This is a genomic window from Rhizobium sp. 42MFCr.1 (assembly GCF_000377185.1).
GTDB lineage: Bacteria > Pseudomonadota > Alphaproteobacteria > Rhizobiales > Rhizobiaceae > Rhizobium > Rhizobium altiplani.
Window position 1 is genome coordinate 41,848 of the sequence record NZ_KB897824.1, and the last position, 24,155, is coordinate 66,002.

Here is a 24,155-nt window from a genome sequence, read left to right on the forward strand (position 1 = left end):
CGATGGCGCGGTGAGAACCGCGCCATTTTCGTTAGTCAGACCGTGGTTTCCGCGGCTTCCGCTTTCAAGCCGAGCAGTGCGGCGCCGATCAGGCCCGGCTCGACGCGGCATTCGCTGCGGACCACGAGCGGGCGATCGAATTTGCGCAGGATGCGCTGACGGACAGCCTTGTCCAGCTCCGCAAGCAGCTCTTCGACATTCGAAAGACCGCCGCCGACGGGCACGATGGTGGCACCCGTGATATTCACCGTCAGGGCGAGTGGCGAGGCGACGAGGTCGACGAAGACATCGATGGTGCGAGCCGCCTTGGCCTCAGCCTTCAGCCAATCATCGATGATCTCCTGGCTGGACAGGTCGATTTCATGCAGCGTTTTGTGCAGCCGCTCGAGGCCGCGGGCGCCGCCGACCGTATCGACGCAGCCCGTCTGGCCGCAGCCGCAGGGAAAGGCCGGAATGGCAACCGGCGGATTGCCGGCATGAGATGCCAGCGCCGGGCCATGACCCCATTCGCCAGCAAAGCCGCCCGCGGCATTGATCAGCCGGCCATCTGCGACGACGCCACCGCCGACGCCGGTTCCGAGAATGGCGCCCAGAACGATGCGGTGGCCGCGCCCGGCGCCGAGATCGGCTTCCGCCATAGCGAAACAATCCGCGTCATTTGCAATCAGGACGGGCAGGCCAAGTTCGGCCTCGAGATCAGCGGCGAGGTTGCGGCCGTGGATACAGGGAATATTGGCGCAGGTCAGCCGCTGCGTATCCGGATCGACGACGCCGGCGATCGAGAAGGCCAGGCGTGTCGGTTGCTCGCCGGTTTCCGCGATGATGGCACGCAGCGTGTCGACGAATGCGGCAAAATCGTCCTTGGGGGTGGGACGCCGGCCGAGCGGCGTGATGTCGGCTTCGGAGTGCGCCACTCCGCCCTTGATGGCGGAGCCGCCGATGTCGAAAGAGATGATCATTCGGGTTCTGCTGGTTGGATGGCCTCTGCGTCTGCTCGCACCCTTCCGCGGGTTTTGCAAGCCAAATCCGGGTCAGGCAGGCAGGGTCATCTTGGCTTCGAAGCCGGCTTTCTCGCCAGCTGGCGGGGAGCGCAATTCCAATGTACCGCCCATCTGGGAGACGATACGGTCGGCGATGGCGAGCCCGAGGCCCGAACCGGATGCTGTCGTCTTGCCGCGGCGGAAGCGCTTCTTCAGGCCCGCCATCTCGGCCTCGCGGATCGGTGGCCCGCCGTTGACGACACGGATGATGCCGCCACTTTCGAGACTGACATTGACCGGCAGGTCGGGATCGCCATGGATCAGGGCATTCTCGATCAGGTTTCGCGTGACGATGCCGAAGGCATCCATGTCGGCGTTGCGGACGAGCTTTGCATCGGGCGCAGCAGAATACTTGAGCCTGCCGTTCGTACGGCTGTCGCGCTGGAAGTCGGTGACGACCATGTCGAGGACAGGACGCAGGTCGATCGGGCTCGAGCTCCCGCCGATACCCGCCTCGGCGCGTGACAGTTGCAGAAGCTTTTCCGCCAACCGGCTGAGATTGACCAATGAGGCTTCGACCTGCTCTACGCGATCCTGCGTTGGGCCGGGCGGCAATTCTTCCGCAAGCCGTTGGGTCTGTGCCAGCGCACCGGCAATCGGCGTTCTCAGCTCATGCGCACTGTTGGCGGTGAATTCGCGCTCCGCTTCGAGGGCCGCTCGCAGGCGCCCGAGGAGGAGGTTGACCGATCGAGCGATCGGCCTAAGCTCGACCGGCAGGTTCTGGCCATCGACCTCAACCATGTTGCCGCTGTCCTTCGTCCCGATGTCTCGCCGGAGCGCCTCAATCGGCCGCAGCGCCCGCCCGACGACGAACCAGATCGCAAAGATGCTGGCGGGAATCAGTGCTGCCAGGGGGATAAGCAGCGTCACGGCGCTTTCGCGCGCGGCTTCGTTCCGGTTCTTGAACCGGTCGGCCACCTGCAGGAACAGCGAGCCGTCGGCCGCCATTTCGGTGTAGATCCGGGCCGTTGGTGTATCGTGAAAGCCGGTGCTCAGCGGCGCGTCGAACGGCTCGGCTGGAGCGTCATTCGAATGCAACACGACCTTGCCGCTGGCGTCGCGCACTTGATAGGTCAAATACTCGCGTCTGGCGGCAGCGTCGAACATCGCCATGTTGCGTGGATCGCGATCTGTGCCCTGGTTCAGCTCGGCTAGGATAAGCGCCAGCAGGCGCTCGGTCGTCTCCTGCTGGGCAGCGTCGAAAATTTCATCGAATTCATGCTGCATCACGCGGAAACTCAGGCCGATCGCTGCAAGCCAGGAGACAACCAATACGGTCGTCAGGGCAAGGATCAACGGGCCGGTGATGCTGCGTTCACGTTTCATTTTCATCCGAGTGTGTAGCCGATGCCGCGTGCCGTGCGGATACGGTCCTTGCCGATTTTCTTGCGCAGGCGGCTCACATATACCTCGACCGTATTGCTTTCGATTTCGGAGCCGAATGCATAGAGCGCTTCCTCGATCCGGTCCTTTGGAACGATCGCGCCCGGGCGCGCCGTCAGGAGGTCGAGCACCGCCCACTCGCGGCTCGTCAGGATGATCGGCTCGCCGGCCACGGAGAGCTGATGCAGTGGCCGGTTGATCTCGATATCGGAAATGCGGATCACCGGATGCGGATTGGCGTCGTAGCGGCGCGCGACGGCCATGATGCGCGCTTCCAGCTCGTCCAGATTGAAGGGCTTCACGAGATAGTCATCGGCGCCGGCGTTCAGTCCGTCGATACGATCCGAGATCTGATCGCGCGCGGTTAATATGATGACGGGCGTTTTCAGGCCCCTTTCGCGAAGACGGCGCAGAAACTCGACGCCGCTGCCATCCGGGAGCTGAAGATCGAGAAGGATCAGCCCGTAATCGACAGGTCGAGCGGCGGCGTCGGCATCGGCGAGATTTTGCACCCAGTCAACGGCATGATTGGCAGCGGCGACGTGATCCCGCACTGCTCCACCAATCATCCTGTCATCTTCAACCAGCAGAATTCGCACAGTTTTTTCCTCGGTGCCAGTTAGCTCGCAGTTCAACCTTCGGTCAAGCAAGGCTTGATCGACAAAGATGACAAGCAGATGGCACCCGGCTCCAGCTCCAAGCCAAAATAGGCTGTGCAATTTCTCAATGCACTCGACATTTGCCCGAATTCTGGTTTGATTTGGCGCGATGTACATCTTCCCGTCGGCGGTGGCCGCCCCTTTCAGCATGGTAGAGACTTGATGGTACGAAAATCCGAGACTTCGGGACGGCTGGATGACGCGGCGCGTGCGGGATGGCTCTACTACGTGGCGGGGCGAACGCAGGATGAGATTGCTTCCTCCATGGGGATTTCCCGGCAGTCGGCCCAACGGCTGGTGTCGCTCGCGGTCGCCGAACGGCTGATCAAGGTGCGGCTTGACCATCCGATCGCTGCCTGCCTCGAACTCGCCAATGCGGTGCGCAAGAAGTTCAACCTGAAGCATGTCGAGGTCGTCCCGAGCGATCCCGGTTCCAGTTCGGCGACGGTCGGCATCGCGGAGGCCGCCGCAGCGGAGATCGAGCGCTGGCTGAAGCGGCCGGATCCGATCGTGCTGGCGGTCGGCACAGGGAGAACGTTGAAGGCGGCGGTCGATCAACTGCCCGCCATCGAATGTCCCAACCATCGCATCGTATCGCTGACCGGCAACATCGCGCCCGACGGTTCGGCGGCCTACTACAACGTCATCTTCAGCATGGCCGACGCGGTGAAGGCGCGGCATTTCCCGATGCCGCTGCCGGTTCTCGTGACGTCGGCGGCGGAACGGGAAACCCTGCATGGCCAGCAGCTCGTTCGCTCGACACTCGAGATCAGCGCGCAGGCGGACGTGACGTTCGTCGGCATCGGCGAGCTCGGCATCGACGGCCCGCTTTGCGTCGACGGATTTCTCGAGAAAGACGAGATGATGGAGCTGATGCGCAACGGTGCCGTCGGCGAGATCTGCGGCTGGGTGTTCGACAGCGAGGGCAAGCTTCTCGACAACCCGATCAACGAGCGGGTAGCCTCGGCCTCGATTCCCTCACGCGAGTCGTCGACGGTCATCGGAATCGGCAAGGGAAAGCGCAAGTTCAAGGCGATCAAGGCTGCTGTAATAGGCCATCAGATCAACGCGCTGATCACCGATGAGGATACTGCCGAGTATTTGCTCAAGGCATGAGCAAATATTTATTTCTTTAAAATCAGCTAGATAACACCATTGTTCGCTGATGCAGCAACGAATGGTGATTGACATTCTTTGCCTGCGGGTGAGTAATTGCTCATGAGCAAAGCGAATGCTCGCACTCATCTTCTGGGAGGAAGATATGACATTGAGAACTCTCCTGCTGGGCGCCTGCTCAGCACTGGCGTTTGCCGGCATGGCTTCGGCCGAAACGCTGACCATCGCGACCGTGAACAACGGCGACATGATCCGGATGCAGAAGCTGACGGATGACTTCAAAGCAAAGAACCCCGGTATTGAACTCGAGTGGGTAACGCTCGAAGAAAACGTCCTGCGCCAAAAGGTTACGACCGACATCGCAACCAAGGGCGGTCAGTACGACGTTCTGACGATCGGTACCTATGAAGTTCCGATCTGGGCAAAGCAGGGTTGGCTGCTGCCACTCGACAATCTCGGCGCCAACTACGATACCGACGACCTGCTGCCGGCAATCCGCAGCGGCCTGACCACCGACGGCAAGCTCTACGCAGCGCCGTTCTACGGCGAAAGCTCGATGGTCATGTACCGCAAGGACCTGTTCGACGCCGCCGGCCTGAAGATGCCTGACGCGCCGACCTGGGATTTCATCGCGGATGCCGCGAAGAAGATCACCAACAAGGACAAGGAAATCTACGGCATCTGCCTGCGCGGCAAGGCTGGCTGGGGCGAAAACATGGCCTTCCTGACGGCTATGTCGAACTCCTTCGGCGCCCGCTGGTTCGACGAGCAGTGGAAGCCGCAGTTCGATCAGCCGGAGTGGAAGGACACGCTGAACTTCTACGTCAACCTGATGAAGGACGCCGGACCTCCCGGTGCTTCGTCGAACGGCTTCAACGAAAACCTGGCGCTGTTCCAGACCGGCAAGTGCGGCATGTGGATCGACGCGACCGTTGCTGCGTCCTTCGTCAGCAACCCGAAGGAATCGACCGTGGCTGACAAGGTCGGCTTCGCTCTGGCTCCGGACAAGGGCCTTGGCAAGCGCGGCAACTGGCTCTGGGCCTGGAACCTCGCCATCCCGGCAGGCTCGCAGAAGGTCGAAGCGGCCGAGAAGTTCGTCGCCTGGGCAACCAGCAAGGATTACACCAACCTGGTCGCCGAGAAGGAAGGCTGGCTGAATGCACCTCCCGGTACCCGCTCCTCGCTCTATGCGAACGCGGATTACCAGAAGGCGGCGCCTTTCGCGAAGATGACGCTCGACAGCATCAACGCGGCTGACCCGACAAAGCCGACCGTCAAGCCGGTCCCTTATGTCGGCGTCCAGTTTGTCGCCATTCCTGAATTCCAGGGCATCGGCACGGCCGTCGGACAGCAGTTCTCCGCAGCTCTTGCAGGACAGGTTTCTGTCGACCAGGCACTGCAGAGTGCGCAGCAGCTGACGACCCGCGAAATGACCAAGGCTGGTTATATCAAATAGGTAAAACCTCCTGAGAAGGCGGGGGAGTTGAGACCCCGCCCATCTGGGTCGCCGAATGCCCAAATTGCGTCGGCGCCCCTTTTTTCTTAGCTGCCCTGCAGCCGTCTGCCCTTTTGAAGAGGATCGGTCATCGCCATGGCAACGTTACACACCCGCTCCGCAGCGCGAATGATGATCGCACCGTCCCTTGTGCTTCTCTTCCTGTGGATGATCGTCCCGCTCGTGATGACGATCTATTTCTCATTGCTGAATTACAATCTGCTCAGCCCGGGCATGGAAACCTTCGTCGGCTTCCTGAACTACAAATATTTTCTGACCGACCCGGCCTTTATCGCCGCCTTGATCAACACGTTGCTGCTGGTGCTCGGCGTGCTCCTGATCACTGTCGTGGGCGGCATCGCGTTTGCGCTGCTCCTGAACCAGGATATCTACGGGCAGGGGATCGTTCGCATCCTGGTGATCGCACCCTTCTTCGTGATGCCGACGGTTGCGGCTCTGGTGTGGAAGAACATGTTCATGAACCCGGTCAACGGGCTCTTCGCACATCTCGCCAAGGCGCTTGGATTGCAACCCTTTGACTGGCTTGCCAACGCGCCGCTCTTCTCGATCATTCTGATCGTCGCGTGGCAGTGGCTGCCTTTCGCGACGCTGATCATGCTCACCGCCCTTCAGTCACTGGACGAAGAACAGCAGGAAGCTGCCGAAATGGACGGCGCCGGCGCGATCTCGAAATTCTTCTACATCATCCTGCCGCACATGGCCCGCGCCATCACGGTTGTGATTCTGATCCAGACGATCTTCCTGCTCTCCGTCTTTGCCGAAATCCTGGTGACGACGAACGGCGGGCCTGGCACGCAAAGCACCAACCTTACCTTCCTCGTCTATTCGCAGGCATTGCTGCAATTCGATATCGGCGGCGCCTCGGCGGGTGGTATCGTCGCGGTTATCCTTGCCAATATCGTTGCGATCTTCCTCGTGCGCCTTGTTGGCAAGAATCTGGAGGCTTAAGATGGCTAGAAAGGTCTCAACTCGACGCAAAATGGTCATGACGGCGGTCGCCTGGGCGCTCGGCATCCTGATCTTCTTCCCGATCCTCTGGACGTTCCTGACGAGCTTCAAGACGGAAGCGGATGCCATCGCCTCGCCGCCGCAGTTCCTGTTCTTCCACTGGACGACCGAGAGCTACGCGGAAGTGCAGAGCCGCTCGAACTACCTCAGTCACTTCATGAACTCGGTGATCATTTCCTTCGGTTCGACGCTGATCGGACTGATCATCGCGATCCCGGCCGCCTGGGCGATGGCGTTTTCGCCGACCAAGCGGACGAAGGACGTCTTGATGTGGATGCTGTCGACGAAGATGATGCCGCCGGTCGGGGCGCTCATCCCGATCTACCTGATGTTCAGAAATTTTGGCTTGCTCGACAGCCGCAGCGGTCTGGTGATCATTCTCACTTTGATCAACCTGCCGATCATAGTGTGGATGCTCTACACCTACTTCAAGGAAATCCCCGGCGAGATACTTGAGGCGGCCCGCATGGATGGTGCTTCGCTCTTCAAGGAGATCATCTACGTGCTTACGCCGATGGCGGTGCCGGGCATTGCATCGACGCTGCTTCTCAACATCATCCTTGCCTGGAACGAAGCCTTCTGGACTCTGAACCTCACTGCCTCGAAAGCAGCGCCACTGACGGCGTTCATCGCTTCCTATTCCAGCCCCGAAGGCCTGTTTTATGCCAAGCTTTCGGCAGCATCGACCATGGCGATCGCCCCGATCCTGATCCTCGGCTGGTTCTCGCAGAAACAACTCGTCCGCGGCCTGACCTTCGGCGCGGTGAAATAAGACACTACGGAGAGAAACATGGGCAGCATTACCCTTCAAAAAGTCTCGAAGGTCTTCGGCGAAGCCAAGGTCATCCCGTCGATCGACCTCGACATCAAGGACGGCGAGTTCGTCGTCTTCGTCGGGCCTTCGGGCTGTGGCAAGTCCACTCTGCTCAGGCTGATTGCGGGCCTCGAGGACGTGTCGGATGGCAAGATCGTGATCGACGGAAAGGATGCAACCGAGAAAGCCCCGTCAGAGCGCGGCCTTGCGATGGTGTTTCAGTCCTATGCGCTCTATCCGCACATGAGCGTGCGCAACAACATCGCCTTTCCGCTGAAGATGGCCAACGTCGACAAGGCCGAGATTGACAGAAAGGTCGCAGACGCCGCACGCGTCCTCAACCTCACCGACTATCTTGAGCGCAAGCCGCGCCAGCTCTCGGGCGGCCAGCGCCAGCGCGTCGCCATCGGCCGCGCGATTGTACGCCAGCCATCGGCGTTTCTGTTCGACGAACCGCTTTCGAACCTGGATGCCGCCCTTCGCGTCAACATGCGCCTGGAGATCAGCGAACTTCATCAGCAGCTGAAGACCACGATGATCTACGTCACCCACGACCAGGTGGAAGCCATGACCATGGCCGACAAGATCGTCGTGCTGAACCGTGGAAATATCGAACAGGTCGGCTCACCGCTTGAACTCTACCACAAGCCGCGAAACCTCTTCGTCGCGGGCTTTATCGGCTCGCCGAAGATGAACTTCGTCAAAAGCCAGTATGCCGCGCAATTCGGAGCGCACACGATCGGCGTGCGGCCGGAACATGTGCTGTTGTCGACCGAAAGCGGCGACTGGAAGGGCAAGGTCATGGTCGCCGAACATCTCGGCGCGGACACCTTCCTGCACGTGGATGTCGAGGGTATTGGTCATGTCACCGCGCGTGGCGGCGGCGATTTCCCGGCAAAGGCCGGCGATGTCGTCTATCTGACTCCCGACAAGACGCGGATCCACAAATTCAACGAGGGTGGTCTCACCATCTGAGAGCATTGCTGCCGGGTTGGGGACGAGAGCGCACGCCGGACAAAGCGCCCGGCGTACCGATGCCGGGATCTTAGCCGATCCCGAAGACCTTCAAGAGGACTGAAACATGACGTGCAAACTATCGCTGGCAACGCTTTCCGAGGTGGCAAAAACGGCCGCCGTACCGACCTACGAGCGGGCGTCGTTGAAGGCGGGCATCGTGCACTTCGGCGTGGGCAATTTCCACCGCGCCCACCAGGCGATCTATCTGGACGACCTGTTCAATCTGGGTCAGGATCATGACTGGGCGATCATCGGCGCGGGTATTCTCCCTTCCGACGCCGCAATGCGCGAGAAGCTCGCCGCCCAGGATTTCCTGACGACGGTCGTCGAGCAGGACAACAACAAGACTGCTGCGCGCGTTACGGCGCCGATGATCGACATCCTGCCGGTCGGTGACGCCAAGGCGATTATCGCCAAGCTTGCGGATCCAGCGATCCGCATCGTTTCGATGACGATTACCGAGGGCGGCTACTTCATCGACGCCTCGGGCAAATTCAATCCCGGTCATCCGGCGATCGCTGCGGACGGCCAGAATCCTGCCGAGCCGAAGACCGTCTTTGGCCTTGTCGTCGCCGGTCTCAAGGCGCGCAAGGAGAAGGGCATCGTGCCTTTCACCGTCATGTCCTGCGACAACATTCCCCACAACGGCGTCGTCACGTCGAATGCCGTCGTTGGCACGGCGCGTCTCTCCGATCCTGCCTTTGCCGACTGGATCAAGGCGAACGTCGCCTTCCCGAATGCCATGGTGGACCGCATCACGCCGGCAACGGGTCAGCGCGAAATCGACTTGTTGAAGGACGCCTTCGGCATCGAGGACAACTGGCCCGTCTATTGCGAAGAGTTCAAGCAGTGGGTGCTGGAAGACAAGTTTACGGCGGGGCGGCCGGCGCTTGAGAAGGTCGGCGTCACCTTCGTGCCCGATGTAACGCCCTACGAGCACATGAAGATCCGCATTCTGAACGGGGGACATGCGGCGATCGCCTATCCGGCAGCGCTGATGGATATCCATTTCGTGCACGACTCGATGGAGGATCCGTTGATCCGTGCCTTCCTCGCCAAACTTGAGAAGGATGAGATCATCCCGATCGTTCCGCCGGTCCCGGATACCTCGCTGACGGACTATTTCGCGCTGATCGAGCATCGGCTTCTCAATCCGAAGATTGCCGACACCATCCCGCGCCTGGCACAGGACGGATCGAACCGACAGCCGAAATTCATCCTGCCCTCTACGCTCGACAATCTGAACCAGGGGCGGGACGTGGTCGGGCTCGCGCTGGTTTCTGCTCTGTGGTGCCGCTATTTTGCCGGCAAGACGGACAGCGGCAAGGACATCGTCTTCAACGACGCCAGCGCCGATCGGCTGCATGCGGCCGCACTGAAGGCCAAGGACAATCCGATGGCGTTCCTCGTTTTCGACGACACCTTTGGCGAGGTGTCAAAATCCGAGCTGTTCCGAAAGCGCTTTGCCCACGCATTGAAAACCCTGTGGGAAAAGGGCACGCGTGAAACCCTGCAGCTTTATCTTGATAACAAGCTTGCTGTGTAAGGATCACTGGCGGCATTCCTGCCGCCGGCTTCCGCCTTATCCGGCGGATGCATCTTCCTGCACCAACTGCGATTGGGTCTGCCATGGCTGAGGCTGAAACACGGCTCGTCATCTTTGATTGCGACGGCGTGCTCGTCGATAGCGAACCGATATCGGTGAGCGTTCTCGTGAAGGCGATGAACGATCTCGATGTCCCGATTACCGAGGAAGAGGTCTATGGCCGTTTCCTCGGGCGAAGTCTCGCGACTGTCATCGAGACGATGAAGACCGAATACAACGTCCACCCGGGTCAGGAATTTCTTGAGCAAATCCGCACCGATCTCTACGCCCGGTTTCGCAGGGAGCTGAAGCCGATGGCCGGGATCGCCGAGACGATCGACACCCTCGGCATTCCCTGTTGCGTCGCCTCTTCCAGCCAAGTCGAGCGTATCCGCCTGTCGCTGACGGTCACAGGCCTGATCGACCGGCTGCCTGATATCTTCAGCGCAACCATGGTCAAGCATGGCAAGCCCGCGCCCGATCTCTTCCTGCATGCGGCGCACGAAATGAACGTAGAGCCCGCCAATTGCGTGGTCGTGGAGGACAGCCCCGCCGGGATCGAGGCGGCGAAGGCAGCGGGCATGAGGGTGTTTGCCTTCACGGGCGGATCACACGCCAATTTTTCCGGCTATCGCGCTGAACTTGACCGACTTTCTCCCGAAGCCGTGTTTGACGCCATGCCGGATTTAATACACCTTGTCCGCAAACATAAGCAGGACGGGATGCACCTTTAATGCCTCAGCATGTGGTTGCGGTTGATATCGGCACGGGCAGTGCGCGCGCCGGCGTCTTCGACGCTCGCGGCGCATTGCTGGGCAAGGCCGAACACCCGATCATCATGAACAGGCCGCGTGAAAACCACGCCGAGCATGACTCCGAAGACATCTGGTCGGCGGTCTGCATTGCCGTTCGCAAGGCGATGGAGCAATCAGGCGCGGCGCCAGCATCGGTGGGCGCGATCGGTTTCGATGCTACCTGTTCGCTCGTCGTGCGCGATGTCGACGGCAACCAGATCAGTGTTTCCACCGGCGGAGAGCGCCGTTTCGATACGATCGTCTGGCTCGATCACCGGGCGCTGAAGGAAGCCGATTTCTGCACGGCGACGGAACATCCCGTGCTGGAGCACTCCGGGCACTTCATGTCGCCGGAAATGGAAATGCCGAAGCTGATGTGGCTGAAGAAGAAGCTGCCCGGCACCTGGATGAACACCGGCTATCTGTTCGACCTCGCCGATTTCATGACCTGGAAAGCAACTGGCGCGCTCGCCCGCTCGCGCTGCACGCTGACGGCCAAGTGGAATTATCTCGCACATCTCGACAAAGGGTGGCGGAAGGATTTTCTCGAGCGGATTGGGCTCGATGACCTACTGGATCGCGGACGGCTGCCGGAGGAAACGGTGCCGGTCGGCAAGAGTGTCGGGACGCTGACGCAAGAGGCCGCCTCGGCGCTCGGGCTGACGACGGCGTGCCATGTTTCCTCAGGCATGATCGATGCCTATGCCGGGGCGCTGGGTGCGCTTGGCGGCGAGGCGCAGGATGCTCGCAGGCTGGAACGCCAATTGGCGCTGATCGCCGGCACCTCGAGCTGCATCGTTTCGTTCTCGCGCGAGCGCAAACCGAGCCACGGCATGTGGGGGCCGTATTACGAAGCCGTCTTTCCTGAATCCTGGCTTGTCGAGGCGGGGCAATCGGCAACGGGCGCGCTGCTCGATCATATCGTGCGGATGCACGCAGCCGGTGGCGAGCCAACGGCTACGCTGCATCAGAAGATCGTCGAGCGTATTGCGCAGCTTCGCGCCGAGGAGGGCGACGAGTTCGGTGCCCGCATCTTTATACTGCCGGATTTTCACGGCAACCGCTCGCCACTCGCCGATCCGCATGCCGTCGGCAGCATCAGCGGCCTGACGCTCGACACGTCGTTCGACGGACTCTGCGCGCTCTATTGGCGCGCAGCAGTCGCGATCGCGCTCGGGATCCGTCACATCCTCGAGCGGATGAAGGAATATGGCTATGTGCCTGACACCCTGCATGTCGCAGGCGGCCATGTGAAAAATCCGGTGCTGATGGAGCTCTATTCCGATGCAACCGGCTGCAGGGTCGTTGTGCCGAAGATGAACGAGGCGGTGCTCCTCGGTACGGCGATGGCCGCTTCCGTGGCGTGCGGTCTCTATCGAGATCTCGCAGAAGCAGGGGCGGCCATGTACTCCGGTGGCGAAGAGCGATTGCCGGATACAGCCAAGCAGGCATTTTATGACCGGGATTATCGCCGGCTGCTTGCCATGTATCGCCACCGCGCGGAACTGGAAGCGATGGAGTAGGCGCCTAATCCTGGAAGACTCTACCGGTTTCCGCCGTCTCCAAGCATGCTGCCGAATTCAGCCATGCGACGGGTGCGGGCGCCTGCTTCTTCGCCGGCCGCAGTGACAACGTCTTCCGACAGACAGTCGAGGAGGACCATCAGCGGCGGCAGGTTGTCTTCGTCATCGGATCGGGCAGGCGGAAGGGCGAGTACGATATTGGCCTGATCCGGAATCCAGTTGGTGCCTTGTGCTGTAATCAAGATAACCTTGTATCCATAGCGCCGTGCCGTCCGGGCCAGCAGCCGGGCTTTGCCAAAGCGCCGGCTGTCGATCACGATCAGCAAGGCGTCATTGCCATCGAGCCGTGCGAAGAGTTCGGCGAAGCGGCTGCCCGTTCCATCAAGCGCGTGGACGCCGTCGCGCGCATGGGTCAATCGCTGAGCAAAGTGGGTCGCGAAGCCGGAAAGATGAGCATGCGAGGCGACAAGAACCTCATGAGCGGATGATATCATCGACACGGCTTCATTCCAGAGGGGCTGGCCCGTCAAATGGTAGATATGGTGCAGCGCCTGGATCTGCTCGGAGACCAGTACCGCGAGCGGCTTGCCGGCGGAAGCGTCGGCCTGCAGCTGGGTGAGCGATGCCTGCATCTGCATTGGCGAAATGGTGGTTGTTTCGCGGATATGGACCTTGACGCTGTCGAGCCCCTGATAGCCGAGCGCGCGTAGAAAGCGGCCCACCGTCATGGGGCTCAGATCCAGCCGATCGGCAACCGACGCGGCTGTTTCGAACGGCAGGTCGTTCAGATGCTCGGAGAAATATTTCGCGATTCGTCGTTCGGCCGGCGTGCCGGACTTGGCATACTGGCGGAGCTTCTGAACAAAATCTTCCACGTTGGCCCGTCCCGATCTTCCCGAAAGCATTTCTCGGATACGCATGGCCAACGCTTGTCGTTTGCAACTATTCCGGAAGCTGCGTTTCAGGATCAAGCAATCATAGTTGATAAATTACTATATAGTAACATAGATTTTCCGACAAGTTTTGGGCTAGTCATCCGAGTTTGTTTCAGCCTTGCCGTTCAAAGTTCGGATTCCTACATGGTTGTTGCAACCGGAGACCTCGGAATGATCTTTCAGGCGGCCCGCCTATCTCTCATCAATCTTTTCGCGCCAGAGACGCGGTCAGTGTTCTGGAAGGTCCTGGGATTGACCCTCCTGTTGCTCGTCGGGCTTTGGCTGGCGCTGCGCAGTGCGTTCATATCGTACGTCTTCCCGTGGATTGCCAGTTTCTTTCCCGCCATGCCGGACTGGGCAGGGTGGCTCGGCTTCGTGTTTGCGATCGCAGCCAGCCTCGGCCTTGCACTTGGCCTGGCGCTTTTGCTGTCACCGGTGACGGCATTGGTTGCCGGCCTGTTTCTCGACGATGTGGCCGAGGTGATTGAAAGACGGGATTATCCCTCGGATCAGTCTGGAACGGCGATGCCGCTCGGTCCGGCGCTCACAAGCTCGATCAAGCTTCTTGGCGTGGTTATCCTCGGCAACATCGTGGCGCTTTTTCTGCTGTTCGTGCCGGGCGTCAACATAATCGCGTTCTTCCTCGTCAACGGCTACCTGCTCGGCCGCGAATTCTTCGAGTTTGCTGCAATGCGGTTTCGTTCGCCGCAGGAGGCACGATCGTTTCGGGCCAAACATGCGGCGACGGTGTTCCTTGCGGGGCTTGTTATTGCGGGCTTCCTTGCCATCCCGATCGTCAATCTGCTGACGCCGCTTTTCGCCGCTGGATTGATGGTGCACCTGCACAAGCTGGTTTCGCGCGAGGACGCGGGCTTTCGCGGGTAGGGCCAAATCGGTAGCGCCGCGATCTGCCGCAGACTTACTCGACGGCCTCTCCAACCACTTGGCGCGGTAGCTCGACCAGCGGCGCCGGCACGTCGCAGCTCTTTTCCGGCGACTTGCAGATATCGGCGATGACGCAGCGCTCGCATTCCGGCTTGCGTGCCTTGCAGGTATAGCGGCCATGCAGGATCAGCCAGTGGTGGGCATGATAGAGATAGTGCTTCGGTACCACCTTCATCAGCCGCTCCTCGACCTCGTCGGGCGTCTTTCCCGGCGCCAGCTTGATTCGGTTGGCGATGCGGAAAATGTGTGTGTCCACCGCCATCGTCGCCTGATCGAAAGCCATGGAGAGCACGACATTGGCGGTCTTGCGGCCGACACCGGGGAGCATCACCAGCTCGTCACGCGTTTGCGGCACAGCGCCGCCGAATTTCTCGACCAGCATCTGTGAGAGAGCGATGACGTTCTTCGCCTTGTTGCGGTAGAGGCCGATCGTCTTGATGTAGTCGCGCACCCGCTCCTCGCCGAGTGCCAGCATCTTTTCGGGCGTGTCGGCAACCCTGAAGAGTGCGCGTGTCGCCTTGTTGACGCCGGCATCCGTCGCCTGGGCGGAGAGGGCTACAGCGACGACGAGCGTGAACGGGTTCGTGTGTTCCAGTTCGCCTTTCGGCTCCGGCCGCTGGATGGAGAAGCGACGGAATATCTCCTCGCGCTCGGTTTCGGAATAGGCAGAACGGACCGTTGCCGGCTTCTTCTGGCGAACGATCACTTTTGAGTTCTGCGACGATGTGACGGCGGATTTGAGTTTCGGAGTTGGCATGGAAAACCTATACTTGCCAGCCATGATGGAAAGCAACGCCGATAAAGCCGACGAACAACCTGTTTTTGCCGCCGAGCTTTTTCCTTACCGGTCGCTTGGCCGCAAGGGTTTCAAGGTGTTGCTGCTTTTGACCGGCGCAGTGTGCTGCCTGTATGGCATGTTCTTCGTCGTGACGGGCGCCTGGCCGATCGGCTTCTTCTTCGGGCTTGATTTTCTGCTCCTCTACGGCGCCTTCTGGCTGAACTATCGGTCTGGCCGCGCGCGGGAGGAAGTGACCGTGTCGCGTACGGATATTTCCGTCCGCAAGTTCGCGCCCTCCGGTCGGATGATCGAGCATCACTTCAATCCCTTCTGGACGCGCTTCTTCGTTCGCAGACATCAGGAGATAGGCATTCTTTCCATGTATATTTCCGGCGAAGGAAGGGGCACGGATATCGGCTCCTTCCTCAATCCCGATGATCGCGAGAGCTTCGCTAAGGCCTTCAAGGGGGCGCTTGCCACCGTCAAACAACGGATTTGACCGGCACGCAAGAATCGGGTGGCTTGCGAGGGGTCACTTGACTATCTCCTTGGTACAAGGAGAAAGATCATGAATATGGTAGCCAAGCTGAACAAAGACATCACGCCTGATGGCTCTGATTACGAGACCGTGCGCCAGGTGATCGAACTCATCACCGAGGACTATCGCGATCAGCCGTCGTTGGAGACGATCGCAGCGCGGCTCAATCAGTCGCCGACGCAGTTGCAGAAGACGTTTACGCGGTGGGCCGGCCTGTCTCCGAAGGCTTTCCTGCAGGCAGTCACGCTCGACCACGCGAAGCGGCTTCTACGCGAGGAAGCTATGCCCCTTCTGGAGACCTCGATCGAGGTCGGGCTGTCCGGCCCCAGCCGCCTGCACGATCTCTTCGTCACGCATGAGGCGATGTCGCCCGGCGAATGGAAGGCCAAAGGCGGTGGGTTGACGATCCGCTACGGCTTCCATCCTTCACCCTTTGGGGTTGCGCTTGTGATGGCGACGGACCGTGGCCTCGCGGGGCTTGCTTTCAGCAATTACGGTGACGAGGCCGCGTGTCTCGATGATATGACATGCCGCTGGCCGAATGCGACCTATGTCGACGATATCGAAGCGACGGCACCTTACGCAACGCGGATCTTTGAGCCGGGCCGCTGGACATCGGACCAGCCGCTGCGTGTCGTGCTGATCGGCACCGATTTCCAGGTGCAGGTGTGGGAAAGCCTGCTGAAGATCCCCTTCGGCAAGGCCGTCACCTACAGCGACATCGCCCACGACATCGGCCGACCGACAGCGATGCGCGCGGTTGGTGCGGCGGTCGGCGCCAATCCGATTTCCTTCGTGGTTCCCTGCCATCGCGCGCTCGGCAAAAGCGGGGCGTTGACGGGGTACCATTGGGGCCTGACGCGCAAGCGGGCCATGCTCGGCTGGGAGGCGGCGCACGCCTGATCGCGGCGACGCATCGATCCAACCTGTGGATACGCTTCCTCCCTCGGGAGTCCTGCCATCAAAAACTCAGGATTCACCTGCTTGATTCCATGGCTGGGACTCGAGGAGGCGGAAATGAACCCTGGAGAAAAGCCATGCAAGGTCGTCGGCATTGCCGTTGGCCTGCTTGCGATGTCGCTGGTTCCGGCCTGGGCGGGCTGCAAATCGGCGATGAGTAGCCCGGAATGGCCGGATGTGGCGCGCGCGATATCGACCGCGCAGTTATGCGAACAGCTTCCCGTGGGACCCAATCGAACCAGCAGCTTCAAGGTTGTGTCTGCAGATGTCTGTTCGACGGGGGACAGTCTCGCATCCATCAGGGCGACGGCGCTATTGACCTGCGAAACTGGCGACAATTCGCTCTTCCAGATGGCGCCGGTGGAAGGCAAGGTTGTTGCCACCGTCGCCCTTGATGTGGGTGCATGCAGGATCACGGACACCCATCTAGAAATCGATGGCGAGATCGGAAGTCTTTTATCGGCACTGCCGGATACCCAGGATTTCGGGCGCAACTGGGCGCAATCGCAACTGTCGCATCTGTGCCAGCTGCGATAGCGGATGCTGGCTAAACGCCCCTAAGCCGCCTCTGCCAGGCCCAGCAGAGCCTTGGCGGCACCCTCGTCTGTGATCAGCGTGTTACAGCCGATCCGCTTGATGGTGGCACGGATTGCGACCGCGCGATGCGTGCCGCCGGATGACAGCACGATGTGCTTGGCCCTCTTCAATGTGTCGAGATCCACGGACATGACGCGGCTGTTGATCGAGTGATCGATCGTGTTGCCGTCCTTGTCGAGGAAGTTGAACATCGTGTCGCAGACGCAGCCGGCGTCGATCAGCTGCTGCAGCTCGGCCTTCGAGATCCACCCTTCCGACAGGGAGGTAGAGTGCGGGCCGATGTCGCCACAGCTGACGATCGCGAGATCCAACGTTTCCGCCAGCCGATAGATCGTGTCCAGGCCACATTTCTCGATGAGGTTCCGCTTCGTTTCCGTAGAATCCACCAGAAGCGGGGCAAGGAACATATAGCATTCGGCGCCGAGCTGGCTCGCGAGGCGCCAGGTGTAGTCGATCGGGTTCGTCTGGTGGACGGCGACGACGCCTCCGAGGAGGGAGACGACCTTGCAATTGTCGCGGCGGGGCGGCCGGAAGCTTGAGAGCGAAGCCGTCATGGTTCGGCCCCAGCCGACGCCGATTGTGTAGTCGTCTGGAATGGCCTCGGAGAGGAACTGTCCCAACGCAAGGCCAACGCTTTTTGCCAGCGAGTTGGCGTCAGGCTGCGCCGGCGCCGGCACGACGATCGCTTCGTCGAGGCCATAGGCGCGCTCGAGTTTTACCGAAAGTTCGACGCAATCGCCGATCGAGTCGTTGATCCAAATCTGCACTTCGCTGCGCTTCATCGCCTCGTCGAGCAGGCGGATCACGGTCGTGCGGCTGATGCCGAGCTGTTCGGCGACATCCTTCTGCGTCAGTCCCTGATTGTAATAGAGCCAAGCCGCACGCAACCTAAGGGAGGATGCTTCGGAATAAGCCGTATGCGTGCCACGTTTGAGCTTGACCACATCTCCTCCGGAGCGAATTGCGCCCTAGATCTATCATCAAGCCAGGACAGGTTCGTTGTTCCGCCGATAATGACGGGTGTGACACTTATGTCAATTGAAATGCACAAATGTCCTTGACATATCTGGCGGGGAATAGTGATAGTCGCCGCCAAGAAGTCGCATCCGTGCGACCGAGGAGGTAATGTGCAGGTAAGCGGGACGTCCCATCGGCACTTGGCGGCCGAGGCGTGACGCCGTTTCGCGGGGATGACGCGACCGCTGCTTACACAGGCGGCTCGCAGACTGCCCATTCGTAGATTATTTGCCGGGCGAAGTTCGCATCGGCGCGCAGCTCAAGTCAAAAGGACCAGTAACCATGACATCCAAGCTTGACCACCTCCGCGAGATTACCACGGTCGTTGCCGATACCGGTGACATCGAGGCTGTTGCCCGTCTGAAGCCCGTCGATTGCACGACGAACCCAAGCATCGTGCTGAAGGCACTCGGTACGCCGATGTTCGCAGATACCGTCAAGGAAGCTGTTGCCTGGGGCAAGAAGCAGGGCGGCAATCCGGAGGCCGTTTCCGCCGCCGTTGCCGATCGCCTGGCGATCTCCGTCGGTGCTGCGCTCGTGAAGCTCGTTCCGGGCCGCGTGTCAACCGAAGTCGATGCGGACCTTTCCTTCGATACCGAAGCGTCGCTTGCCAAGGCCCGTTCGATCATCGCTGCCTACAAGGAACGCGGCATCGAGCGTGACCGCATCCTCATCAAGCTGGCTTCGACCTGGGAGGGCATTCGCGCCGCCGAAATCCTGCAGAAGGAAGGCATCGACTGCAACCTGACGCTTCTGTTCTCCAAGGCCCAGGCGGTTGCCTGCGCTGACGCCAAGGTGTTCCTGATTTCGCCGTTCGTTGGCCGCATCCTCGACTGGTACAAGAAGTCGACTGGCAAGGAATTCACGCCTGAGGAAGATCCGGGCGTCATCTCCGTCCGCGACATCTACAACTACTATAAGGCCAACGACATCAAGACGATCGTCATGGGTGCCTCGTTCCGCAGCGCCGGCGAAATCGAAGCCTTGGCCGGTTGCGATCGCCTGACGATCGCGCCGAACCTGCTCGACGAACTCTCCAACGATCAGGGCAAGCTCGAGCGCAAGCTGTCGCCTGATGTGACGAAGCCTGCCCCGAAGATCACCGTCGACGAAAAGATCTTCCGCTGGATGATGAACGAAGACGCGATGGCGACCGAAAAGCTCGCCGAAGGCATCCGTGCCTTCGCCAAGGACCTTGGTACGCTTCGCAGCAACGTTCAGAAAGAACTGCAGCTCGCAGCTGCTTAAGGCTTACGAGCGCTCCAACCAAGAAGGGCGGTGCCATTCGGTGCCGCCCTTTTTCGTGTCATATCGACCAGATGCGCTTGGCGTTGGCCTGATAGAGCTTGTCGCGCTCTTCCGGGCTGCAGCCCGAGGTCAGCGCATGGGTGGCAGCGACCCAGGGTGCCAGCCCGCCGCCGAGCGTGCAAACGGGCCAGTCGCTGCCCCAGACGACGCGATCCCAACCGAAGCTGCCGATCGTATGTTCGACATACGGGCGGAGGCTCTCGACCGACCAGTTTTCGAGATCCCCATAGGCGATGACGCCTGAAATCTTTGCCGTCACGTTCGAGCGGCGGGAGAATTCCGTGATGCCCTTGCGCCAGACGTCGCTCATCCCATCCTTGATCGGCGGGTTGGCGCAATGGTCGAGAATGAAGCGAACATCCGGGCAGTGATCGACCAGCGCGAGGATGGTCTCGAATTGATGCGGGAAGACACAGAGATCGAACGTCATGCGGGTGCCGGAGAGGCGCTTGATGTTCTCGCGAAACAGCGGTCGGGCGGCTGTGTCGTCCGGGGCCACGTGGAGGACGCGGCGGAAGCCTTTGACGAAGGGATCGGCAGCCGATCGCTCCAGATAGGCCGCGAAACCATCCTCTTCCGGCCGGCAGGCGGCGATGACGCCACGCACAAGACTGCCCTGGCGGCGGCTGACTTCCCTGACGTAATTCGTCTCGTCGTCGATACGCGCCGGTGCAACGTCCACTTCCATGTGCAGCACATTGGAGATGCCGCAGCGTAGCGCATCGCGCGCATAGTCTTCGTAGAGATTGTCACGATTAAGATCACCCGCGCCGGAGAGCCAGGGATAGTCGAGCGCCTGCCGGTCGACGATGTGCAGGTGTGTGTCGAAGTGCATGCGGTTCCTCCCCTTCATGCGATGCTGTTTGCCGCAAGGTGCGGCGGCGGCGCCGACTGGCTTTTCGGCCACCAGATTTTTCATGCCCGGCCACACAAGATCAACTAGGCTTCCGGCGCAAACCTCGCTCCATCAGGTTGACGCCAATCTGAATATATTGTTTGCATATGAATGAATGCGCCGCAAGCGCCGGAATTTGGGAGGATGTATGAGCCACGGTCTGGAAGGCAAGAAAGTCGTCATCACGGCGGCAGGTCAGGGTATCGGTCGAGCAAGCGCTGAGCGCTTCATTTCACTCGGCGCGCATGTCTATGCGACCGATATCAACGAAAACACGCTTTCCACCCTGGAAGGCGCCGAGAAGCATGTCCTCAATGCGCTCGATGGCGACGCAGTCCGTGCCTTCGCAGCCACGATCGGCCCGATCGACGTTCTCTTCAATTGCGCAGGCTTCGTTCATGCAGGCTCGATCCTCGAATGCGAGGAGAAGGACTGGGACTTTTCCTTTAACCTGAATGCCAAGGCGATGTATACGACCTGCCGTACCTTCCTTCCCGGGATGCTGGAGAAGGGGAAGGGGTCGATCGTCAACATGGCTTCGGTCGCCTCCAGTGTGAAGGGCGTTCCCAATCGCTTTGCCTACAGTGCATCGAAGGCAGCCGTGATTGGCCTCACCAAGTCAATTGCCGCCGACTTTGTTGCCAAGGGTATCCGCGCCAATGCGATCTGCCCCGGTACCGTGGACAGCCCGTCGCTGCACGAGCGCTTGCGTGCGACCGGCGACTATGAAAAGGCACTGAAGGATTTCATCGCCCGCCAGCCGATGGGTCGCATCGCCACACCCGAGGAGATCGCCGTTCTGGTGACCTATCTTGCCGGTGACGAGGCAGGCTTCACGACGGGCCAGATCCATGTCGTCGATGGCGGCTGGACCGGCTAAAGCCATATTGCTCCTGCCGCCATCAAACTGATATCAAAGGCAATCTTGCAGCGGTAGGATTGTGACGGCGGCAGACGCTGGGCGCCGGGAAAGTCAGGTCATGGAGCAACTACGCAGACACATGGTGTTCGTCGTCGCCGTGACCGCTGGACTCGTGACTTTCCTGTTGCTCACCAGCCGCGAGGTCAATCCGCAGAACCTGATTTTTGGCTGGAACGCCGGCGCCATCGTCTTTACGGCGCTCACCTGGCGCCGAATGCTGCGCGCGACCGTCGCTAGCATCCGCGAGAGAGCTGAGGATCTCGACCTTTCAGACGTCTTCCTCATGGCGCTGTCTATTTTGGCGGCGCTCGCCAGCATTGCCGGTATCGCGCTGGAACTTCATGCAGCCAAGGGGGCTGACGCAAGCGAGGCGCTCGTACGATCGCTTGGTGCAATCGCCACGATCCTGATCTCCTGGGCATTCCTGCACACCTTGTTCACGGTGCACTACGCACATCGCTTCTATGGCGGAGAGGCCAAGGGGGAAGGGCTGAAGTTTCCGGAAGGCAATGACGAGCCTATTTATTGGGACTTCCTCTACTACTCCTTCACGATCGGCGTTGCCTCACAGACGGCCGACGTTGCGACGACATCGGTCACCATGCGCAAGCTGACGCTCCTGCATTCCATCCTCTCATTCCTGTTCAATACGACGATCCTGGCCCTTGCCATCAATGTCGGAGCAAGTCTGCTCTAACGCCTTTGGCTGCGTGGAGGGACACACGGATTTGATGTATCAAGCAATCTCATCCCCCAGAGGTTGCCGTGATGGAAGCATTGCCGTGTGAGAGATTGTTGGTCCTTGCCGGCTGTGACGATGCCCGCTTGCGTGATCTCGAGCGCCTAGAGATCATTGGTCCTGGATACACAGGCTATGCCGCAAGCGATGTCAGCCGGCTCCGATTGATAGTTGCCCTGCAGGAAGCCGGCATCAGCCTCGATGTGCTGGCGGAAGGTCTGAGGCGGCGGATCTTTACTCTGGAGTTCGCCAATCAGCTGATGTTCGAGCCCGTAGCGATGACCGAGGCGTTGTTTCGGCCGAGGTGGCGGCAGGGCAACTGGATCTCGACGAGCTGAATGGCATAAGGGCATGCGCCAGCTTGCCGCCGCTTTCAGCGGATCAACCGCTTCGCGAGGACGATGCGGAATTTATCTGGCTGATGGCGGAGTGCAGGCAGCTTGGTGCCTCCGTTGTCGGGATGGAGCGGGTGCTGCGCGTTTTCGGTCAGTCGGCTCGCCGCTGTGTCGACACGATGCGCGACCTCTTCCGCGGCGAGGTCGAAGAGCCGATGCTGAATGCGGGCCTTAGCTACCATCATCTTTTCGAGGTTGCCGCCACCAAGCGCTTGGCACTACAGCGGATCGGCTTCCGGATGCTGTTCCTGCTGCAGCGGCGGATGCTGGAGGAGGCGGTGTTCGACAATATCGTCGGAAGGCTGCAGGATGCCCTGCGCGAACACGGGCTGGAGCCTGGCGACGAGGACAGCCTGCCGGCCGTGGCCTTTGCCGACCTTTCCGGCTTCACGGGCTTGACGCGTGAGATTGGCGATGTGTCTGCCGCCGAGAAGGCCGCCCGTTTTGAAGCAATCGCCCAACGGCTTTCATGCGCGTTCGACGGACGTATCGTCAAGCCACTGGGCGACGGCGTCATGATGCTGTTTCCGGATGCAGCCTCGGCGGTGCAAGCATCGCTATCGCTGGTGGAGCAGAGCCGTTTGGATGAGTTGCCGCCTGTGCGGGTCGGTGTAGCGACGGGGCAGGTTGTGCCTCGTGACGGGGATATTTTCGGCCGGACGGTCAATCTCGCGGCGCGCGTTTCGGCCGTTGCCGGGCCGTCCCAAACACTTGTCTGCCTCAATACGCGTGCTGCCGCGGAAGCGGCAGCACGCGGTCTTGCCTTCCAGGGTCTGGGAGCTGTTTCCCTGAAAGGCTTCAAGGACTCGGTGCCTCTCTTTGCCGCCCAACGCGCGGCGGCAGGTTAAAGCACCGCATTGCCGGCCATCAGCGCCAGAATCAGGAAGATCAGGAAGATCACCAGCGCGATGCCGAAGAGAACGCGAGCAATCGTTGCCGTTGCGGCCGAGATGCCGGAGAAGCCGAAGAAACCGGCAATCAGCGAAATAACGAAGAATATGAGAGCCCATCTAAGCATGGATTTTTTCCTTTTTGCTCATCGTTTAGATGACGCAGGGCGAGGAAATTTGTTCCATATTTTACGCAACCGGTGGGCGCAGCCCGCAGCGGTAGCTGAAAGCGTTGGCGACGCCCCTGGGGAGCGCCGCCGGCCGGATTGCCATGTTACATCAGGCCCAGTTGCTTGTAGAAGCCAAGGGCGTCGTAGTAGTCCGACTGCTGCTTGATCACGTTGTTCTCAATGACGAAGACCGAGGCACCGTCGAAGGAGAAGGACTTGTCGGTTGCCTTGGTCCCATCGGCCCAAGGACCGCTGTTCTTCCCTGAGAAGGTCCACTCGAAGGAAACCTTGTTTCCGCTGACGATCGGATCACCCCGCATCTCCCATTTCAGATCCGGCGCAGCGGTCATGAAGTTGTCGATCACGGCCGCCTTGGCCTCGGCCTTGCCGACGGTCGGCTTGCCAACCGATGCGTCGTAGTAGCTGATCTTGTCATCGAAATAGGAAGCGGCCTTGCCGGCATCGTGGGCGTTCCATGCGGCCAGGTACTGTTGAACGACCTCAACCGGCGTCTGATCGGCCGCATAGACCGGCATGGCCGAAAGCGTCGAGGCGAGACAGATGCCACCGAAGGCGGCAAGAATGGTACGGCGTTTCATTTCGACTCCCCT

General features: G+C 60.3%; 26 protein-coding genes. 17 read left to right on the plus strand and 9 right to left on the minus strand.

Annotated elements, in window-relative coordinates:
* Positions 1-35: 35 nt before the first annotated feature.
* From C934_RS0109460 to C934_RS0109470, 3 genes are all read right to left on the minus strand, one after another.
* Positions 36-959 (minus strand): ROK family protein, encoded by a 924-nt coding sequence (locus C934_RS0109460; protein ID WP_018856474.1) that lies wholly within the window; start codon positions 957-959, stop codon positions 36-38.
* A gap of 72 nt (positions 960-1,031) precedes the next feature.
* Positions 1,032-2,366 carry a sensor histidine kinase gene (locus C934_RS0109465; RefSeq protein ID WP_018856475.1) on the minus strand — a complete coding sequence of 445 codons (1,335 nt, stop codon included), beginning with the start codon at positions 2,364-2,366 and terminating at the stop codon, positions 1,032-1,034.
* Positions 2,367-2,368: 2 nt separating this feature from the next.
* Positions 2,369-3,022: a response regulator gene (locus tag C934_RS0109470; protein WP_025658844.1), complete on the minus strand. Its 654-nt coding sequence runs from the start codon at positions 3,020-3,022 to the stop codon at positions 2,369-2,371.
* 222 nt (positions 3,023-3,244) lie between these two features.
* On the opposite strand from C934_RS0109470, the gene C934_RS0109475 reads away from it, so the two are divergent.
* From C934_RS0109475 to C934_RS0109510, 8 genes are all read left to right on the plus strand, one after another.
* A complete protein-coding gene (locus tag C934_RS0109475) occupies positions 3,245-4,198 on the plus strand; it encodes a sugar-binding transcriptional regulator (RefSeq protein WP_025658845.1) in 954 nt (317 codons plus the stop codon).
* Positions 4,199-4,343: 145 nt separating this feature from the next.
* Positions 4,344-5,654, plus strand: a complete 1,311-nt coding sequence (locus C934_RS0109480; protein WP_026371702.1) for an ABC transporter substrate-binding protein — start codon at positions 4,344-4,346, stop codon at positions 5,652-5,654.
* Positions 5,655-5,789: 135 nt separating this feature from the next.
* Positions 5,790-6,662: a carbohydrate ABC transporter permease gene (locus C934_RS0109485; RefSeq protein ID WP_026371703.1), complete on the plus strand. Its 873-nt coding sequence runs from the start codon at positions 5,790-5,792 to the stop codon at positions 6,660-6,662.
* 1 nt (position 6,663) lies between these two features.
* The gene (locus C934_RS0109490) at positions 6,664-7,494 is read left to right on the plus strand and encodes a carbohydrate ABC transporter permease (protein WP_026371704.1); all 831 of its coding nucleotides are present in this window, start codon (positions 6,664-6,666) and stop codon (positions 7,492-7,494) included.
* 18 nt (positions 7,495-7,512) lie between these two features.
* Positions 7,513-8,511 carry an ABC transporter ATP-binding protein gene (locus tag C934_RS0109495; RefSeq protein ID WP_018856481.1) on the plus strand — a complete coding sequence of 333 codons (999 nt, stop codon included), beginning with the start codon at positions 7,513-7,515 and terminating at the stop codon, positions 8,509-8,511.
* 106 nt (positions 8,512-8,617) lie between these two features.
* On the plus strand, positions 8,618-10,099 hold the full coding sequence (locus C934_RS0109500) for a mannitol dehydrogenase family protein (RefSeq protein ID WP_018856482.1): 1,482 nt from the start codon (positions 8,618-8,620) through the stop codon (positions 10,097-10,099).
* 83 nt (positions 10,100-10,182) lie between these two features.
* On the plus strand, positions 10,183-10,872 hold the full coding sequence (locus C934_RS0109505; RefSeq protein ID WP_018856483.1) for an HAD family hydrolase: 690 nt from the start codon (positions 10,183-10,185) through the stop codon (positions 10,870-10,872).
* A complete protein-coding gene (locus C934_RS0109510; protein ID WP_018856484.1) occupies positions 10,872-12,455 on the plus strand; it encodes an FGGY-family carbohydrate kinase in 1,584 nt (527 codons plus the stop codon). The genes C934_RS0109505 and C934_RS0109510 overlap by 1 nt, the downstream gene beginning before the upstream one ends.
* Positions 12,456-12,475: 20 nt before the next feature.
* Here the strand turns inward: C934_RS0109510 and C934_RS0109515 are convergent, their stop codons facing one another.
* Positions 12,476-13,330, minus strand: coding sequence for a MurR/RpiR family transcriptional regulator (locus C934_RS0109515; RefSeq protein ID WP_026371705.1), 855 nt, complete (start codon positions 13,328-13,330; stop codon positions 12,476-12,478).
* A 231-nt stretch (positions 13,331-13,561) separates the two neighbouring features.
* On the opposite strand from C934_RS0109515, the gene C934_RS0109520 reads away from it, so the two are divergent.
* The gene (locus C934_RS0109520) at positions 13,562-14,275 is read left to right on the plus strand and encodes a sulfate transporter family protein (RefSeq protein WP_018856486.1); all 714 of its coding nucleotides are present in this window, start codon (positions 13,562-13,564) and stop codon (positions 14,273-14,275) included.
* Positions 14,276-14,309: 34 nt separating this feature from the next.
* On the opposite strand, the gene nth is transcribed toward C934_RS0109520, so the two are convergent.
* Positions 14,310-15,092 (minus strand): endonuclease III, encoded by a 783-nt coding sequence (nth, locus tag C934_RS0109525; RefSeq protein ID WP_018856487.1) that lies wholly within the window; start codon positions 15,090-15,092, stop codon positions 14,310-14,312.
* Positions 15,093-15,114: 22 nt separating this feature from the next.
* Between nth and C934_RS0109530 the strand changes: the two genes are divergently transcribed.
* The 3 genes from C934_RS0109530 to C934_RS0109540 all read left to right on the plus strand — a co-directional run bounded on the left by C934_RS0109530 (position 15,115) and on the right by C934_RS0109540 (position 17,148).
* Positions 15,115-15,612 carry a DUF2244 domain-containing protein gene (locus C934_RS0109530; RefSeq protein WP_026371706.1) on the plus strand — a complete coding sequence of 166 codons (498 nt, stop codon included), beginning with the start codon at positions 15,115-15,117 and terminating at the stop codon, positions 15,610-15,612.
* 69 nt (positions 15,613-15,681) lie between these two features.
* Positions 15,682-16,554, plus strand: a complete 873-nt coding sequence (locus C934_RS0109535; protein ID WP_018856489.1) for a methylated-DNA--[protein]-cysteine S-methyltransferase — start codon at positions 15,682-15,684, stop codon at positions 16,552-16,554.
* A 114-nt stretch (positions 16,555-16,668) separates the two neighbouring features.
* Positions 16,669-17,148, plus strand: a complete 480-nt coding sequence (locus C934_RS0109540) for a hypothetical protein (RefSeq protein ID WP_018856490.1) — start codon at positions 16,669-16,671, stop codon at positions 17,146-17,148.
* Between the two features lie 20 nt (positions 17,149-17,168).
* Here C934_RS0109540 and C934_RS0109545 read toward each other — a convergent pair whose 3' ends face one another.
* The gene (locus tag C934_RS0109545) at positions 17,169-18,152 is read right to left on the minus strand and encodes a sugar-binding transcriptional regulator (protein WP_018856491.1); all 984 of its coding nucleotides are present in this window, start codon (positions 18,150-18,152) and stop codon (positions 17,169-17,171) included.
* A 355-nt stretch (positions 18,153-18,507) separates the two neighbouring features.
* Here C934_RS0109545 and tal point away from each other — a divergent pair, with 355 nt between their 5' ends.
* Positions 18,508-19,473: a transaldolase gene (gene tal, locus C934_RS0109550; protein ID WP_018856492.1), complete on the plus strand. Its 966-nt coding sequence runs from the start codon at positions 18,508-18,510 to the stop codon at positions 19,471-19,473.
* 58 nt (positions 19,474-19,531) lie between these two features.
* Here the strand turns inward: tal and C934_RS0109555 are convergent, their stop codons facing one another.
* Positions 19,532-20,368, minus strand: coding sequence for an amidohydrolase family protein (locus C934_RS0109555; protein WP_026371707.1), 837 nt, complete (start codon positions 20,366-20,368; stop codon positions 19,532-19,534).
* Positions 20,369-20,576: 208 nt separating this feature from the next.
* On the opposite strand from C934_RS0109555, the gene C934_RS0109560 reads away from it, so the two are divergent.
* From C934_RS0109560 to C934_RS31815, 4 genes are all read left to right on the plus strand, one after another.
* A complete protein-coding gene (locus C934_RS0109560) occupies positions 20,577-21,308 on the plus strand; it encodes an SDR family oxidoreductase (protein ID WP_018856494.1) in 732 nt (243 codons plus the stop codon).
* Between the two features lie 100 nt (positions 21,309-21,408).
* Positions 21,409-22,047 carry a DUF1345 domain-containing protein gene (locus C934_RS0109565; protein ID WP_026371708.1) on the plus strand — a complete coding sequence of 213 codons (639 nt, stop codon included), beginning with the start codon at positions 21,409-21,411 and terminating at the stop codon, positions 22,045-22,047.
* A gap of 71 nt (positions 22,048-22,118) precedes the next feature.
* A complete protein-coding gene (locus tag C934_RS35605) occupies positions 22,119-22,427 on the plus strand; it encodes a MerR family transcriptional regulator (protein ID WP_245267936.1) in 309 nt (102 codons plus the stop codon).
* A gap of 23 nt (positions 22,428-22,450) precedes the next feature.
* The gene (locus C934_RS31815; RefSeq protein ID WP_245267937.1) at positions 22,451-23,332 is read left to right on the plus strand and encodes an adenylate/guanylate cyclase domain-containing protein; all 882 of its coding nucleotides are present in this window, start codon (positions 22,451-22,453) and stop codon (positions 23,330-23,332) included.
* Here the strand turns inward: C934_RS31815 and C934_RS33615 are convergent.
* Positions 23,329-23,502 (minus strand): DUF1328 domain-containing protein, encoded by a 174-nt coding sequence (locus C934_RS33615; RefSeq protein WP_018856498.1) that lies wholly within the window; start codon positions 23,500-23,502, stop codon positions 23,329-23,331. The two genes, C934_RS31815 and C934_RS33615, sit on opposite strands and share 4 nt — an antisense overlap.
* A 146-nt stretch (positions 23,503-23,648) precedes the next feature.
* On the minus strand, positions 23,649-24,143 hold the full coding sequence (locus tag C934_RS0109580) for an ester cyclase (protein ID WP_018856499.1): 495 nt from the start codon (positions 24,141-24,143) through the stop codon (positions 23,649-23,651).
* Between the last annotated feature and the right edge of the window lie 12 nt (positions 24,144-24,155).

What these genes read in the sequence shown, in the direction of transcription:
- C934_RS0109460 (WP_018856474.1), bottom strand. Translation starts at nt 959, where the DNA reads ATGATCATCTCTTTCGACATCGGCGGCTCCGCCATCAAGGGCGGAGTG.
- C934_RS0109465 (WP_018856475.1), bottom strand. Translation starts at nt 2,366, where the DNA reads ATGAAACGTGAACGCAGCATCACCGGCCCGTTGATCCTTGCCCTGACG.
- C934_RS0109475 (WP_025658845.1), top strand. Translation starts at nt 3,245, where the DNA reads ATGGTACGAAAATCCGAGACTTCGGGACGGCTGGATGACGCGGCGCGT.
- C934_RS0109480 (WP_026371702.1), top strand. Translation starts at nt 4,344, where the DNA reads ATGACATTGAGAACTCTCCTGCTGGGCGCCTGCTCAGCACTGGCGTTT.
- C934_RS0109485 (WP_026371703.1), top strand. Translation starts at nt 5,790, where the DNA reads ATGGCAACGTTACACACCCGCTCCGCAGCGCGAATGATGATCGCACCG.
- C934_RS0109490 (WP_026371704.1), top strand. Translation starts at nt 6,664, where the DNA reads ATGGCTAGAAAGGTCTCAACTCGACGCAAAATGGTCATGACGGCGGTC.
- C934_RS0109495 (WP_018856481.1), top strand. Translation starts at nt 7,513, where the DNA reads ATGGGCAGCATTACCCTTCAAAAAGTCTCGAAGGTCTTCGGCGAAGCC.
- C934_RS0109500 (WP_018856482.1), top strand. Translation starts at nt 8,618, where the DNA reads ATGACGTGCAAACTATCGCTGGCAACGCTTTCCGAGGTGGCAAAAACG.
- C934_RS0109505 (WP_018856483.1), top strand. Translation starts at nt 10,183, where the DNA reads ATGGCTGAGGCTGAAACACGGCTCGTCATCTTTGATTGCGACGGCGTG.
- C934_RS0109510 (WP_018856484.1), top strand. Translation starts at nt 10,872, where the DNA reads ATGCCTCAGCATGTGGTTGCGGTTGATATCGGCACGGGCAGTGCGCGC.
- C934_RS0109520 (WP_018856486.1), top strand. Translation starts at nt 13,562, where the DNA reads ATGATCTTTCAGGCGGCCCGCCTATCTCTCATCAATCTTTTCGCGCCA.
- nth (WP_018856487.1), bottom strand. Translation starts at nt 15,092, where the DNA reads ATGCCAACTCCGAAACTCAAATCCGCCGTCACATCGTCGCAGAACTCA.
- C934_RS0109530 (WP_026371706.1), top strand. Translation starts at nt 15,115, where the DNA reads ATGATGGAAAGCAACGCCGATAAAGCCGACGAACAACCTGTTTTTGCC.
- C934_RS0109535 (WP_018856489.1), top strand. Translation starts at nt 15,682, where the DNA reads ATGAATATGGTAGCCAAGCTGAACAAAGACATCACGCCTGATGGCTCT.
- C934_RS0109540 (WP_018856490.1), top strand. Translation starts at nt 16,669, where the DNA reads ATGAACCCTGGAGAAAAGCCATGCAAGGTCGTCGGCATTGCCGTTGGC.
- tal (WP_018856492.1), top strand. Translation starts at nt 18,508, where the DNA reads ATGACATCCAAGCTTGACCACCTCCGCGAGATTACCACGGTCGTTGCC.
- C934_RS0109555 (WP_026371707.1), bottom strand. Translation starts at nt 20,368, where the DNA reads ATGCACTTCGACACACACCTGCACATCGTCGACCGGCAGGCGCTCGAC.
- C934_RS0109560 (WP_018856494.1), top strand. Translation starts at nt 20,577, where the DNA reads ATGAGCCACGGTCTGGAAGGCAAGAAAGTCGTCATCACGGCGGCAGGT.
- C934_RS0109565 (WP_026371708.1), top strand. Translation starts at nt 21,409, where the DNA reads ATGGAGCAACTACGCAGACACATGGTGTTCGTCGTCGCCGTGACCGCT.
- C934_RS35605 (WP_245267936.1), top strand. Translation starts at nt 22,119, where the DNA reads ATGGAAGCATTGCCGTGTGAGAGATTGTTGGTCCTTGCCGGCTGTGAC.
- C934_RS33615 (WP_018856498.1), bottom strand. Translation starts at nt 23,502, where the DNA reads ATGCTTAGATGGGCTCTCATATTCTTCGTTATTTCGCTGATTGCCGGT.
- C934_RS0109580 (WP_018856499.1), bottom strand. Translation starts at nt 24,143, where the DNA reads ATGAAACGCCGTACCATTCTTGCCGCCTTCGGTGGCATCTGTCTCGCC.